The organism is Streptomyces sp. ISL-36 (assembly GCF_018614205.1).
Lineage (GTDB): Bacteria > Actinomycetota > Actinomycetes > Streptomycetales > Streptomycetaceae > Streptomyces.
This window is the reverse complement of sequence record NZ_JAGGOS010000162.1, coordinates 1-12415: the sequence shown is the minus strand read 5'-3', so window position 1 is coordinate 12415 and position 12415 is coordinate 1. Positions and strand designations below refer to the sequence as shown.

Sequence of the window (12415 nt, the reverse complement as noted above, 5' to 3'; positions counted from 1 at the left end):
CGCCGCCCAATTCGCCCAGGCGGTCGCCGAGGTCGACTGATCCACACCCCGTCGGAACGACCGACTCGCCGGTGACCCGTGCCGCATGTCTGCGGCACGGGTCACCGGGCGCCCAGCCTCACGGTCGACGAGCTCGGCTTCTCGTCGTCTCTAGTCGAGGTAGCCGCGCAGCTGGTCGGCGAAGGCGTGGTCCCGCAGCTTGTCGAGGGTCTTGGACTCGATCTGGCGGATGCGTTCGCGGGTCACGCCGAAGAGCCGGCCGATCTCCTCCAGGGTGCGGGGTCTGCCGTCGTCGAGGCCGTAGCGGAGCTGGACCACCTTGCGCTCACGCTCGCCGAGGGTGGAGAGGACCGCGTCCAGGTGTTCGCGCAGCAGCAGGAACGCGGCGGACTCGACGGGCGACGCGGCGTCGCCGTCCTCGATGAGGTCGCCGAGGGCGACATCGTCCTCCTCGCCGACGGGGGCGTGCAGGGAGACCGGTTCCTGGGCGAGGCGCAGCACTTCGCCGACGCGTTCGGGGGTCAGGTCGAGGTGGGCGGCCACCTCCTCCGCCGTGGGTTCGTAGCCCCGTTCCTGGAGCATCCGGCGCTGGACACGGACGACGCGGTTGATCAGCTCGACGACATGGACGGGCACGCGGATGGTCCGGGCCTGGTCGGCGAGGGCCCGGGACATCGCCTGGCGGATCCACCAGGTGGCGTACGTCGAGAACTTGTAGCCGCGTGCGTAGTCGAACTTCTCCACGGCCCTGATCAGGCCCAGGTTTCCCTCCTGGACGAGGTCGAGCATCGTCAGCCCGCGGCCGACGTACCGCTTGGCGACGGAGACGACCAGGCGCAGATTTGCCTCGATGAGGCGGCGCTTCGCCATGCGGCCCATGACGACGAGCCGGTCCAGGTCGAGCGCCAGCTGCGAGTCGAGGTCGGTGGCGGAGGCGAGTCGCTCCTCGGCGAAGAGTCCGGCCTCGACGCGACGGGCGAGCTCGACCTCCTCGGCGGCGGTGAGCAGCGGGATACGGCCTATCTCCCGCAGGTACTGGCGGAAGAGGTCGGAGGAGGGGCCGCTGCCGCCGGGGTCGGCGCGGCGGGGGGCGGGTTCCGGTTCCGGCGCCTCGTCGACGAACTCCATGGGCTCGGCAGGCTCGGCGGCCGCGGCCGGCTCGGGGGCCTCCGAGGCATCGCCCGGTTCGGCTGGAGGGTACGCCTCCGGGTGGTGGGGGGCCGGGCGTTGCCCGGCACGACGTCCGTCGCGGACAGGGTCTGGGTCTGCACGGGGGCGACCTCCAGGGTGATCGCTGCCGGTGCTCCGGGGGCTCAGGCACCGCTCCCCAGTGTGGGGTACGACACATCACCGCCACGAGGGGCGTGCGGTGACTTTTTGAGTCCGACGCGTCACCCAACGTCAGAGCGCCGCGGCCCCGTTGTTCCGCAGCGACTGGCCGTACTGGGTGAGGACCCACAGCTCGTTCTGCACGGCGGCGAGCCGCTCGGGGTCCCCGTTGCCGCCGAGGCGGGCGAGGGTCCCCTGGACGTCGCGGATACGGCGGTCGACGGCCCGCAGGCGGACCGTGACGAGCTGGTCGCCGGCGTACGCCTCGTCGACCGTCTTGGCGAAGATCGCCTCGACGGCGAGCTCGGTGACGAGCGCGCGCACGGTGTCGTTGGGTGCGGCCTCGCGGACCGCGTCCAGGTAGTCGGGGGGTGCGCCGGTCGCACCGCCGGCGTCCTGGATGCACTGGCGGACGGCCGCGTAGGGCGGGGCGGTGAACTCGTCGATGCCGTACGCGTCGAAGGCCGGGGAGACCAGTTCCGGGCGCTGGAGGGCCAGCTTGAGAAGCTCGCGCTCGGTGCGGTGGGCGGGGCTGCGCAGGTTGAGCGCGGGACCGGCGGGGCCGGTGGGCGCCTGGACGGGTGCGCCCGTCTGCCGGTGGTGCGCGGGGGCGGGCGCGGGGCCACGGCCGCCGCGGTCGCGGGCCCAGCGGGCGATCTGGGCGACGCGCTTGACGACGAACTGGGTGTCGAGGATGCCGAGCATGCCCGCGAGCTGGACGGCGACCTCGTGCTGCGAGGCGACGTTCTTGATCCGGGCGACGATGGGCGCGGCCTCGTCGAGGGCGGCGGCCCGTCCGGCCGGGGTCTCCAGGTCGTAGCGCTTCACGATCTGGCGGAGCGCGAACTCGAAGAGCGGGGTGCGCGGTTCGACCAGCTCGGCCACGGCCTGGTCGCCCTTGGCGAGCCGCAGCTCGCAGGGGTCCATGCCGTCCGGGGCGATGGCGATGTAGGTCTCGGCGGCGAACTTCTGGTCGTCCTCGAAGGCGCGCAGCGCCGCCTTCTGGCCGGCCGCGTCGCCGTCGAAGGTGAAGATCACCCGGGCGGAGCCGTTGTCCATCAGGAGCCTGCGGAGGATCTTGATGTGGTCGCCGCCGAAGGCGGTGCCGCAGGTGGCGATGGCCGTGGTCACCCCGGCGAGGTGGCAGGCCATGACGTCGGTGTAGCCCTCGACGACGACGGCCCGGCTGACCTTGGCGATGTCCTTCTTCGCCAGGTCGATGCCGTACAGCACCTGGGACTTCTTGTAGATCGGGGTCTCGGGCGTGTTGAGGTACTTGGGCCCGTTGTCGTCCTCGCGGAGCTTGCGCGCGCCGAAGCCGACGACCTCGCCGCCGACGTCCCGGATCGGCCACATGAGCCGGCCGCGGAAGCGGTCGATGGGGCCGCGGCGGCCGTCCTGGGAGAGCCCGGAGAGGATCAGTTCCTTGTCGGAGAAGCCCTTGCCGCGCAGGAAGCGGGTGAGGTAGTCCCAGCCGGCCGGGGAGTAGCCGACGCCGAAGTGCTCGGCGGCGGCCTGGTCGAAGCCGCGCTCGGCGAGGAACTTCCGGCCGATCTCGGCCTCGGGGCTGCCGAGTTGCTCGATGTAGTACCGGGCGGCGGCCTGGTGGGCCTCGACGAGGCGGATGCGCTCGCCGCGCTGGTGGCCGGGGTTGTAGCCGCCCTCTTCGTACCGCAGCGTGATGCCCGCCTTGGCGGCGAGGCGTTCGACCGTCTCCGAGAAGGAGAGGTGGTCGATCTTCATCACGAAGGCGATGGTGTCCCCGCCCTCCTGGCAGCCGAAGCAGTGGAAGAGGCCCTTGCTGGGGCTGACCTGGAAGGACGGGGACTTCTCGTCGTGGAAGGGGCACAGGCCCTTCAGGTTGCCGCCGCCGGCGTTGCGGAGCTGGAGGTACTCGGACACGACGGCGTCGATCGGGACCGCGTCCCGTACCGCCTTCACGTCGTCATCGTTGATCCTGCCTGCCACGCACGAATTCTACGGGGGTCCGGCGGCTCTTCCCCCGCCGAGGACGCCGCGGGGGACGCGCCGGCTCTCAGGCCAGGCTCTCCAGAGGGACGGAGGGGTCGGCCAGGGCGTCGGTGTCCACCTGGGCACCGGATCGGACGAGCTTCTGGATCGGCTCTGTGACGTCCCACACATTCACGTTCATCCCGGCGAGCACCTTGCGGTCCTTCAGCCAGAAGGCGATGAACTGCCGCTTGCCGACGTCGCCGCGGAGGACGACCTGGTCGTACGAGCCGGGCGGCGCCCAGCCCGAGTACTCCATGCCCAGGTCGTACTGGTCGGAGAAGAAGTACGGGACGCGGTCGTAGGAGACCGGCTGTCCGAGCATGGCGCGGGCGGCGGCCGGGCCGCCGTTGAGGGCGTTGGCCCAGTGCTCGACGCGCAGCCGGGTGTGCAGGAGGGGATGGTGGGCGGCGGCGATGTCGCCGGCCGCGAAGATCTCCGGGTCGGAGGTGCGCAGCGACTCGTCGACGGCGACGCCGCCGCCGTGGGCGCGGTCGACGAGAGCGAGGCCGGCGGCCTCGGCGAGTGCGGTGCGCGGGGCGGCGCCGACGGCGGCGAGGACGGCGTGGGCGGGGTGCTCCTCGCCGTCGTCGGTACGGACGGCGAGGACCATGCCGTCCTGGCCGATGATCTCGGTGAGCCGGGCGCCGAAGTGGAAGCGGACGCCGTGCTCGGCGTGCAGGTCGGCGAAGAGCTGGCCGAGCTCGGGCCCGAGGACCTGGTGGAGCGGGGTGGGCGCGGACTCGACGACGGTGACCTCGGCGCCGTAGCCGCGGGCCGCGGCGGCGACCTCCAGGCCGATCCAGCCGCCGCCGGCGATCACCAGGTGGCCGTTGTCGCGGCCGAGGGCGGCCAGGACGTGGCGCAGCCGGTCGGCGTGGGCGAGCCGGCGCAGGTGGTGGACGCCGGCGAGGCCGGTGCCGGGGATGTCGAGGCGGCGGGGCTCGGAGCCGGTGGCGAGGAGGAGCCGGTCGTACCGGATGGTGGTGCCGTCGCCGAGACGTACGGTGCGGGCCTCGCGGTCGACGGCGGTGACGGGCTGCCCGAGGTGGAGCTCGATGTCGTTCTGCGCGTACCAGGCGGCCTCGTGGACGAAGGCGGTGTCGCGCTCCTCCTTGCCCGTCAGATAGCCCTTGGACAGCGGTGGGCGTTCGTAGGGGTGGTCGCGTTCGTCACCGATGAGGATCACTCGGCCGTTGAACCCCTCGGAACGGAGCGTCTCCGCCGCCTTGGCCCCGGCCAGGCCCCCGCCGACGATGACGAAGGTCTGATCTGCGTCGACCACTTGATGCCTCCTCGTTGCGACCGCTTCTACGCTACGCCTCCGGGCGTTCGGCGAGCCGTACCGCCTCGGGCCCTCCGCCGAGCGTCCCGCACGGAGCGTGATGGCGAAAGGGGGCGGGGCCGCTAGGGGCGGCGCGGGCGCAGGCGGGCGTGGAGGGTGCGGGCGGAGGCGTCGGTGAGGGAGGCGATCTGGTCGATGATCACCCGCTTGCGGGACCGGTCGTCGCCGGCCGCGTCGAACAGGGCGCGGAACTGCGGGTCGAGGCCCTCGGGGGCGCGTGTGGTGAGCGCCTCGGCGAGTTCGGCGAGGACGATGCGCTGGTCGGCGCGGAGGGCCTCCTGTTCGGCGCGCTGCATGACGTACCGGTCGGCGACGGCCTTGAGCACGGCGCATTCGTTGCGGGTCTCGCGGGGGACGACGAGTTCGGCGCCGTACCGGGTGAGGCGGCCCGATCCGTGGGCCTGGCGGGTGGCGCCCTCGGCGGCGAGGCAGAAGCGGCCGATCAGCTGGCTGGTGGCGTCCTTGAGGCGGGCCTGGGCGACGGCCGATCCGTCGTAGCCGTGCGGCCACCACTCCTGGTCGACCAGGCGGTCGAGGGCGTCGGCGAGCTCCTGCGGGTCGGTGTCCCCCGGTACGTAGCGTCCGATGGCGACCGTCCAGATGTCGGCGCGCTCGGGCTCGGAGAAGAGCATGTTCGGGTCGATGTGGCCGGCGTGCAGGCCGTCCTCGAAGTCGTGGACGGAGTAGGCCACGTCGTCGGACCAGTCCATGACCTGGGCCTCGAAGCACTTGCGGTGCGCGGGGGCGCCGCGACGGACCCACTCGAAGACGGGGAGGTCGTCCTCGTACACACCGAATTTGGGCGAGTCGGGGTCCTCGGGGTGGCCGCCGCGCGGCCACGGGTACTTGGTGGCGGCGTCGAGGGCGGCGCGGGTGAGGTTGAGGCCGACGCTGACGGGGTCGCCGGTGGCGGGGTCGGAGATGAACCGCTTGGGTTCGATCCGGGCGAGGAGGCGCAGTGACTGGGCGTTGCCCTCGAAGCCGCCGCAGTCCTTGGCGAAGTCGTTGAGCGCCTGTTCGCCGTTGTGCCCGAAGGGCGGGTGGCCCATGTCGTGGGCGAGGCAGGCGGCCTCGACGAGATCGGGGTCGCAGCCGAGCGCGGCGCCCAGCTCGCGGCCGACCTGGGCGCACTCCAGGGAGTGGGTGAGCCGGGTGCGGGGGCTGGCGTCCCAGGCGTAACTGCGCGTTCCGGGGGTGACCACCTGGGTCTTGCCGGCGAGCCTGCGCAGGGCGCTGGAGTGCAGCACCCGTGCCCGGTCGCGCTGGAAGGCGGTGCGTCCGGGCCGTTTGTCGGGCTCGGTGGCCCAGCGCTCGGTCGCGGTGTCGTCATAGCCCGGGGTGTCCGTGATGCCTTCCATGCACCGAAGGTAACCGCCGCGACCGACACGTAAGCGCTCAGGCGGAGGCGAGTTCGCGGGGGTGGGTCGTGTGCGGGGCGGTGCGGGAGCGGTCGTAGCGGTGGAGGATCAGGCGGGCCAGGGCCGGGTGGGCGCCGAGGGGGGCGGCGGCGATCCAGGGGGCGTGGGCGGCGGTGCGGGTGGCGAAGAGGCCGGGGGCGGTGAAGCAGGAGGCGACGGCCACGCGGTGCCGACCGTGGGCGGCGAGGGCGCGCAGGGCCTCGGGGACGGTGGGGGTGGCGGCGGAGGCGTACGCGGCGACGACGGGTACGCCCCCGAGGCGTTCGCCGAGGAGCGCGGCGGTGCGGCGGATGGCGGCGGTGGACTCGGGGTCGCGGGAGCCCGCGGCGGCGAGGACGACACCTGCCGAGCGGGACGCGCTGTCCGCGGGGGTCCAGCCCGCTTCGGCGAGCCGGCCGGCCAGTGCCTCGACGAGCAGCGGGTGCGGGCCGAGGGGGGCGGCGATCCGGGTGCGGAGGGCGGGCGCGGCGGCAGCGGCGGCGGGCAGGTCGTGCTTGACGTGGTAGCCGGGGCCGAACAGGAGCGGGACGAGAACGGCGTCCCGGCCGCCCTCCTCGGCGAGGCCGGCGAGGGTGTCGGTGAGGAGGGGGGCGTTCAGTTCGATGTGGGCCAGGCGGACGTCGAGGCCGGGGCGGAGTTCGCGGACGCGGTCGAGGAGGAGGGAGAGGGTGGCGCGGGCCCGGGGGTCGCGGCTGCCGTGGCCGACCGCTATGAGGGTGGGAGTGCTCATGGATGTGCTCATGGGCGGCCTGCGCGTTCTGTCGCGGTGGAGGAGGGTCAGCTGGGTGCCGAGCTGCGCGGTGATCCTGCCGAGCAGCTCGGCGGTGCTGTCGAACGTGGTGTCCGGCTCCGTCATGACCCGATCCTGACGGCGGCACGTTGCCTGCCCGTTGCCCGGGTGTCACGAGTCTTTACCGCGGGCTCACCGCTCCTCGGGCGCCGCTGTCAGGAACCACTGTCAGGAACCGCTGTCAGAAGCCGTGTCCAGCCAGACCCGCAGCGGGCCGGTCTCCCGGAAGCCGAGGGACAGGGCAGGGGGCAGGTCGTCGCCGGATTCGTAGCCGACGACGGGGCGGTCGTCGTCCACCAGGCCCAGGCAGCCGGCCCAGGCCGCGGCCGGGTCGGTGCCCTCGGTGGCGAAGAGGTTGGAGACGCCGGTCACCCGGGCGCTCGCGCTGAGCACCGCGCCCCCGACGATCCGGCCGTCGGCGTCGTACCCCCCGACGATCCGCGTCGCAGGGTCGGCGAGCAGTTCGGCGCGGAACAAGGCGGCCTCGTCCGGGTCGCCGCCGCTCCAGGCCGTCGCCCAGGCGGTCAGCTCCCGCGGCGTCCGGACGTGCCGCCAGGACGCGTCGACCGGCGGCACGGGAAGCCCGGCCGGCCGGTGGATCCACTGGGCCTCGAACAGCGGCTGGAAGCCCTCCCCCGCCAGGTCCAGCGTGGCGAATCCGTCCTTGACCGAGGCACCGGGGGCGCTCCGGTCGATGCCGTCGAGCACGTCCCGTACGGAGGCCTCGGCGGTGAGCGTCACCGCGTCCGGGTAGTACAGCGGGGTGCGGCGGTCGCTGGTCCAGGCGCGGGGGCCGAACGTGCCGGGCCGGCCGTGGGCGCGGCACATCGCCTGACACCACTCGGCGTTGTTGTGGACGGCTTCCATGATCATGCGCGGATCGTACGGTTCCCCGGCCGCCGCCACCCCTCCCTTTTTACGTTTTCCATACTGCGGAATATATTTTCCGCCATGAGAACGTCTCCGTCCCCTCTCCCCGGGCTCCCCGGGCTCCCCGAGCTCCCCGGTCTTCCGGGTCTCCCCCGGCGCGTCATCGCCGAAATGACCGGCACCGCCGCCCTGGTGGCGGTCATCATCGGGTCCGGCATCCGCGCCGGCGACCTGAGCCAGGACGTCGGCGTGCGCCTGCTCGCCAACTCGCTCGCCTCCGCGATCGGGCTCGGCCTGCTCATCGCCCTCTTCGGCCCCCTCTCCGGCGGTCATCTCAATCCGGTCGTGACCCTCTCCGACTGGTGGTCCCGGCGGGGTGAGGAAGGCGCGCCGAGGATCCGAGAGGTCTCCCTCTACCTCGCCGCCCAGCTGACCGGCGCCGTCACCGGCGCGCTGCTCGCCGAGGCCATGTTCGGGCGGGCTCCGGGCAACTGGTCCACCCAGGTCCGCTCGGACACCCACCTCCTGCTCGGCGAGACGGTCGCCACCGCCGGGCTCGTCCTGCTCATCCAGGGTCTGCGGCGCAGCGGCCGCGCGTCGCTCGCCCCCGTCGCCGTGGCCGGATACATCGCGGCCGCGATCTGGTTCACCTCCTCGGGCTCCTTCGCCAACCCGGCGGCCACCGTCGGCCGCGCCTTCTCCGACTCCTTCACCGGAATCGCCCCCGGCTCCCTGCCCGGCTTCATCGGGGCGCAGCTCCTCGGCACGCTGCTCGGTATCGCCCTCGCCACGGTTCTGTACGGCACGGGCGAACCGACCGGGCCCGTTCTGCGTCGAACGAGGTGACGGGGCAGACAAGATCCACGGAGGTTCATCCATGCGACGCCCGCGGGTTCGCGTACCCGCCCTGCCGAGACCGGCGGGGCTGCTGAAACGGACCCTGCGGCCGAAGCCGGCCGGGCGGACCGAGCCGGCCCGGCGACTGCTCCCCCGCACCCGAGCCCGGCGACTGCTCCCCCGCACCACCCGGGCCCGCCGCCGCACCGTCCAGGCCCTCATGCTCGGCACCGTCCTCGCGCTCACCCCGGCCACCTGGATGCACGCCGTCGCCGACAGCCGGCTGCGTACCACCGCCGACGTCCCCGCCCAGGACGTCGCCGTCGTCTTCGGTGCCGGCCTGTGGAACGGCCGGCCGACGCCGTACCTCGCGCACCGCCTCGACACCGCCGCCGAGCTCTACCGCTCCGGCAAGGTGAAGGTCGTCCTCGTCACCGGGGACAACAGCCGGATCGAGTACGACGAGCCCGACGCGATGCGCGCCTATCTGGCCGAGCGCGGGGTACCGGACGGCCGGATCGTCAGCGACTACGCGGGCTTCGACACCTGGGACTCCTGCGTCCGCGCGAAGAAGATCTTCGGCGTCGACCGGGCCGTCCTCGTCACCCAGGACTTCCACATCGAGCGGGCCGTGGCGCTGTGCGGCGCGGCCGGGGTCGAGTCGTACGGCGTCGGGGTCGCCGAGCCCCACGACGCCACCTTCTACTACGGCGGCGCCCGGGAGCTGTTCGCCGCGGGCAAGGCGGCTCTGGACGCGGCCCTGCGCCCCGACCCGCACTTCCTCGGGGAACGCGAGAAGGGCGTGACGGAGGCGCTCGCCTCGGCCCGCTGAGCCGGGCTGCGCCCTCGGTCGGCCCTCACCCGTCGCGGGTCTCCTCATGGAGCGCGACGTACCGCACCTGTAATCGGACGCGACGCCGCCCGTAACACGCGCGTCGCACGATTTCGTCCATGTCCGAGGCTGTCACCACCCCCACGCACTGCCCCTACTGCGCCCTCCAATGCGGTATGTCGCTGAGCCCCAGGGCGGGCTCCGTCGAGGTGGTGGAACGCACCGACTTCCCCGTCAACCGGGGTGCGCTGTGCGGCAAGGGCCGCACCGCCCCGGCCGTGCTCTCCTCCCGGGTCAGGCTGACCGGGCCCCTGGTCCGCTGCCCTGACACAGGTGCCCTGAAGTCCGCCACCTGGGAGGAGGCTCTCGCCGCCGTCGCCGACGGGCTCCGCCGGACCCGCGCCGACCACGGACCCGATGCCGTGGGTGTGTTCGGCGGCGGCGGTCTCACCAACGAGAAGGCGTACACGCTCGGCAAATTCGCCCGGCTCGTCCTCGCCACCTCGCAGATCGACTACAACGGCCGGTTCTGCATGTCCTCGGCGGCGGCCGCGCACACCAGGGCCTTCGGGCTCGACCGCGGACTCCCCTTCCCGCTGGAGGACATCCCCCGCACCGGCTGTGTGATCCTCGTCGGCTCCAACCTCGCCGAGACCATGCCGCCCGCGCTGCGCTACCTCACCGAGCTGAAGGAGAACGGCGGGAAGCTGATCGTCGTCGATCCGCGCCGCACCCGGACCGCCGAACAGGCCGATCTCCATCTCGCGCCCCGCCCCGGCACCGACCTCGCGCTCGCCCTCGGGCTCCTCCACCTGGTCGTCGCCGAGGGCCGGGTGGACGAGGAGTTCGTCCGGGAACGTACGGAGGGATGGGAGGCGGCCCAGGCCGGGGCGATGTCCCACTGGCCCGAGCTGGTCGAGCGGATCACCGGCGTGCCGGTTCCCGAGCTCCGGGAGGCCATGCGGATGTTCTGCGACGCGGAGAGCGGGATGGTGCTCACCGCGCGCGGCCCCGAGCAGCAGTCGAAGGGGACGGACACCGTCGGCGCGTGGATCAACCTCTGCCTGGCGACGGGGCGGGCCGGACGGCCCCTCTCCGGCTACGGCTGCCTCACCGGCCAGGGCAACGGCCAGGGCGGCCGCGAGCACGGCCAGAAGGCCGACCAGCTGCCCGGCTACCGCAAGCTCGACGACCCCGCCGCCCGCGCGCACGTGGCCAGGGTGTGGGGTGTGGCCCCCGAGTCGCTGCCGGGCCCGGGCCGCAGCGCGTACGAGCTCCTCGACGCCCTCGGCGGAGAGGTGAAGTCCCTCCTCCTGATGGGCTCCAACCCGGTCGTCTCGGCGCCGCGCGCCGCCCACATCGAGGAACGGCTCCGCTCACTGGACTTCCTGGCCGTCGCCGACGTGGTCCTCTCGGAGACCGCCGAGCTGGCCGACGTGGTGCTGCCCGTCACCCAGTGGGCGGAGGAGACCGGGACCACGACCAATCTGGAGGGGCGCGTACTGCTGCGGCAGCAGGCTCTCACCCCGCCGGACGGGGTCCGCAGCGACCTGGAGGTGCTGCACGCCCTGGCCGGGCTGCTCGGCTGGGAGAAGGGCTTCCCCACCGACCCGGAGGAGGTCTTCGACGAGCTGCGCCGCGCCTCCGCCGGCGGCCCCGCGGACTACTCCGGCATCAGCTACCGGCGCATCCGCGAGGAGGACGGCGTCTTCTGGCCGTGCCCCGAACTCCCCGAGGGGGACGCCCACCCGGGCACACCGCGGCTGTTCCTCGACCGCTTCGCGACCGCCGACGGACGGGCGCGGTTCGTACCCGTCGTGCACCGGGCGGCCGCCGAGGAGACGGACGCCGAGTACCCGATCGTGCTGACGACCGGGCGGGTGGTCGCGCAGTACCAGTCCGGCGCCCAGACCCGGCGGGTCGACGAGCTGAACGCGGCCGCGCCCGGCCCCTTCGTGGAGCTCCACCCGCGGCTCGCCGACCGTCTCGGGGTGAGCGACGGCGAACGCGTGGCGGTGGTCTCGCGGCGCGGCAGAGCGGTGGCGCCCGCACGGGTCACCACGTCCATCCGGCCGGACACGGTCTTCATGCCCTTCCACTGGCCGGGCGAGGGAAGGGCGAACACGCTCACCAACCCCGCCCTCGACCCCGTCTCGCGGATGCCGGAGTTCAAGGTGTGCGCCGTGCGCCTGGAGCCGGCGGAGCCGTCCGCGTGACCCAGTCGCCGCCGCCGATCAACGGACCGAGGGGCGTGCCGGGGGCGGCGAAGTAGACCCAGGCCCGGACGGCGGCCCCGTCGCCGACCCGCACGACCTCGCGCTCGGCCCGCTCGTACAGGTTGAGCGGATGGCCGGGCCCGACGTACTCCTCGAGGCGGTCCAGTACGGAGAGCAGGGCGCCGTACGCCCCGGGCGCGGCGGTCAGGAGGTCGCCCGCTATCTCGCCCTCGCCCGGCACGGCGTAGGGGTAGCCGGGCCCTTCGTACAGCAGCGCGCCGGGCAGCCGGGCGGGCACCTCCTCCACCGTGCGGCCGAGGAGGAACCGGTCGTGGTTGTACTCGCCGGGGCGCAGCGTGCCGTAGACGAAGAACGGCAGGGTCACGGTGCGGCCGTCTCGGTCGCGATCCACTCCAGGTAGGCGGCGGAGGCGCGCAGGACCGGGGTCGCGACGATCTCCGGGGTGTCGTAGTCGTGAACGGCCAGGAGATGGGCCTCCAGGGCGTCGTAGCGGGTCTCCGTCGTCTTGAACACGACCTGCCACTCCTCACTGGTCTCGATCGCCGCCTGCCAGTGGTAGACGGAGGTGACGGGCCCGGAGACCTGCGCACAGGCAGCGAGCCGGGCCTCGACGGCCCCACGGGCCAGGGCTTCGGCCTTGGCGGCGCTGTCGGTGGTGGTGAGTACGGTGAGTGCGTGGGTCACGCCCTCACCGTACCCACGCCCGCCGTGGTGTCTCCTCGGACGGCCTGGGCGAATTGGGCGGCG

At 73.3% G+C, this 12415-nt stretch carries 11 protein-coding genes; 3 read left to right on the top strand and 8 right to left on the bottom strand.

Going from position 1 to position 12415, the window contains the following annotated elements:
• Positions 1-150: 150 nt before the first annotated feature.
• The 6 genes from J7E93_RS33025 to J7E93_RS33000 form a co-directional block, all read right to left on the bottom strand.
• The gene (locus J7E93_RS33025) at positions 151-1317 is read right to left on the bottom strand and encodes an RNA polymerase sigma factor (protein ID WP_374105464.1); all 1167 of its coding nucleotides are present in this window, start codon (positions 1315-1317) and stop codon (positions 151-153) included.
• An 84-nt stretch (positions 1318-1401) separates the two neighbouring features.
• Positions 1402-3297: a DNA primase gene (gene dnaG, locus J7E93_RS33020; RefSeq protein ID WP_215073724.1), complete on the bottom strand. Its 1896-nt coding sequence runs from the start codon at positions 3295-3297 to the stop codon at positions 1402-1404.
• Between the two features lie 67 nt (positions 3298-3364).
• Entirely contained in the window at positions 3365-4624 is a 1260-nt protein-coding gene (locus tag J7E93_RS33015; protein WP_215073723.1) for an FAD-dependent oxidoreductase, read from the bottom strand.
• Positions 4625-4746: 122 nt separating this feature from the next.
• Positions 4747-6042 (bottom strand): deoxyguanosinetriphosphate triphosphohydrolase, encoded by a 1296-nt coding sequence (locus J7E93_RS33010; protein ID WP_215073722.1) that lies wholly within the window; start codon positions 6040-6042, stop codon positions 4747-4749.
• 37 nt (positions 6043-6079) lie between these two features.
• Positions 6080-6958, bottom strand: coding sequence for a sirohydrochlorin chelatase (locus tag J7E93_RS33005; protein ID WP_215073721.1), 879 nt, complete (start codon positions 6956-6958; stop codon positions 6080-6082).
• 102 nt (positions 6959-7060) lie between these two features.
• The gene (locus J7E93_RS33000; protein ID WP_215073720.1) at positions 7061-7765 is read right to left on the bottom strand and encodes a hypothetical protein; all 705 of its coding nucleotides are present in this window, start codon (positions 7763-7765) and stop codon (positions 7061-7063) included.
• A 78-nt stretch (positions 7766-7843) separates the two neighbouring features.
• Here J7E93_RS33000 and J7E93_RS32995 point away from each other — a divergent pair, with 78 nt between their 5' ends.
• The 3 genes from J7E93_RS32995 (at position 7844) to J7E93_RS32985 (ending at position 11647) form a co-directional block, all read left to right on the top strand.
• Positions 7844-8608 carry an aquaporin gene (locus tag J7E93_RS32995; protein ID WP_215073719.1) on the top strand — a complete coding sequence of 255 codons (765 nt, stop codon included), beginning with the start codon at positions 7844-7846 and terminating at the stop codon, positions 8606-8608.
• Between the two features lie 31 nt (positions 8609-8639).
• On the top strand, positions 8640-9431 hold the full coding sequence (locus tag J7E93_RS32990; protein WP_215073718.1) for a vancomycin high temperature exclusion protein: 792 nt from the start codon (positions 8640-8642) through the stop codon (positions 9429-9431).
• Between the two features lie 119 nt (positions 9432-9550).
• Positions 9551-11647, top strand: coding sequence for a molybdopterin oxidoreductase family protein (locus tag J7E93_RS32985; RefSeq protein ID WP_215073717.1), 2097 nt, complete (start codon positions 9551-9553; stop codon positions 11645-11647).
• On the opposite strand, the gene J7E93_RS32980 is transcribed toward J7E93_RS32985, so the two are convergent.
• A complete protein-coding gene (locus J7E93_RS32980) occupies positions 11601-12032 on the bottom strand; it encodes a gamma-glutamylcyclotransferase family protein (protein WP_215073725.1) in 432 nt (143 codons plus the stop codon). The two genes, J7E93_RS32985 and J7E93_RS32980, sit on opposite strands and share 47 nt — an antisense overlap.
• Positions 12029-12352 carry a divalent-cation tolerance protein CutA gene (gene cutA / locus J7E93_RS32975; RefSeq protein WP_215073716.1) on the bottom strand — a complete coding sequence of 108 codons (324 nt, stop codon included), beginning with the start codon at positions 12350-12352 and terminating at the stop codon, positions 12029-12031. The genes J7E93_RS32980 and cutA overlap by 4 nt, the downstream gene beginning before the upstream one ends.
• Between the last annotated feature and the right edge of the window lie 63 nt (positions 12353-12415).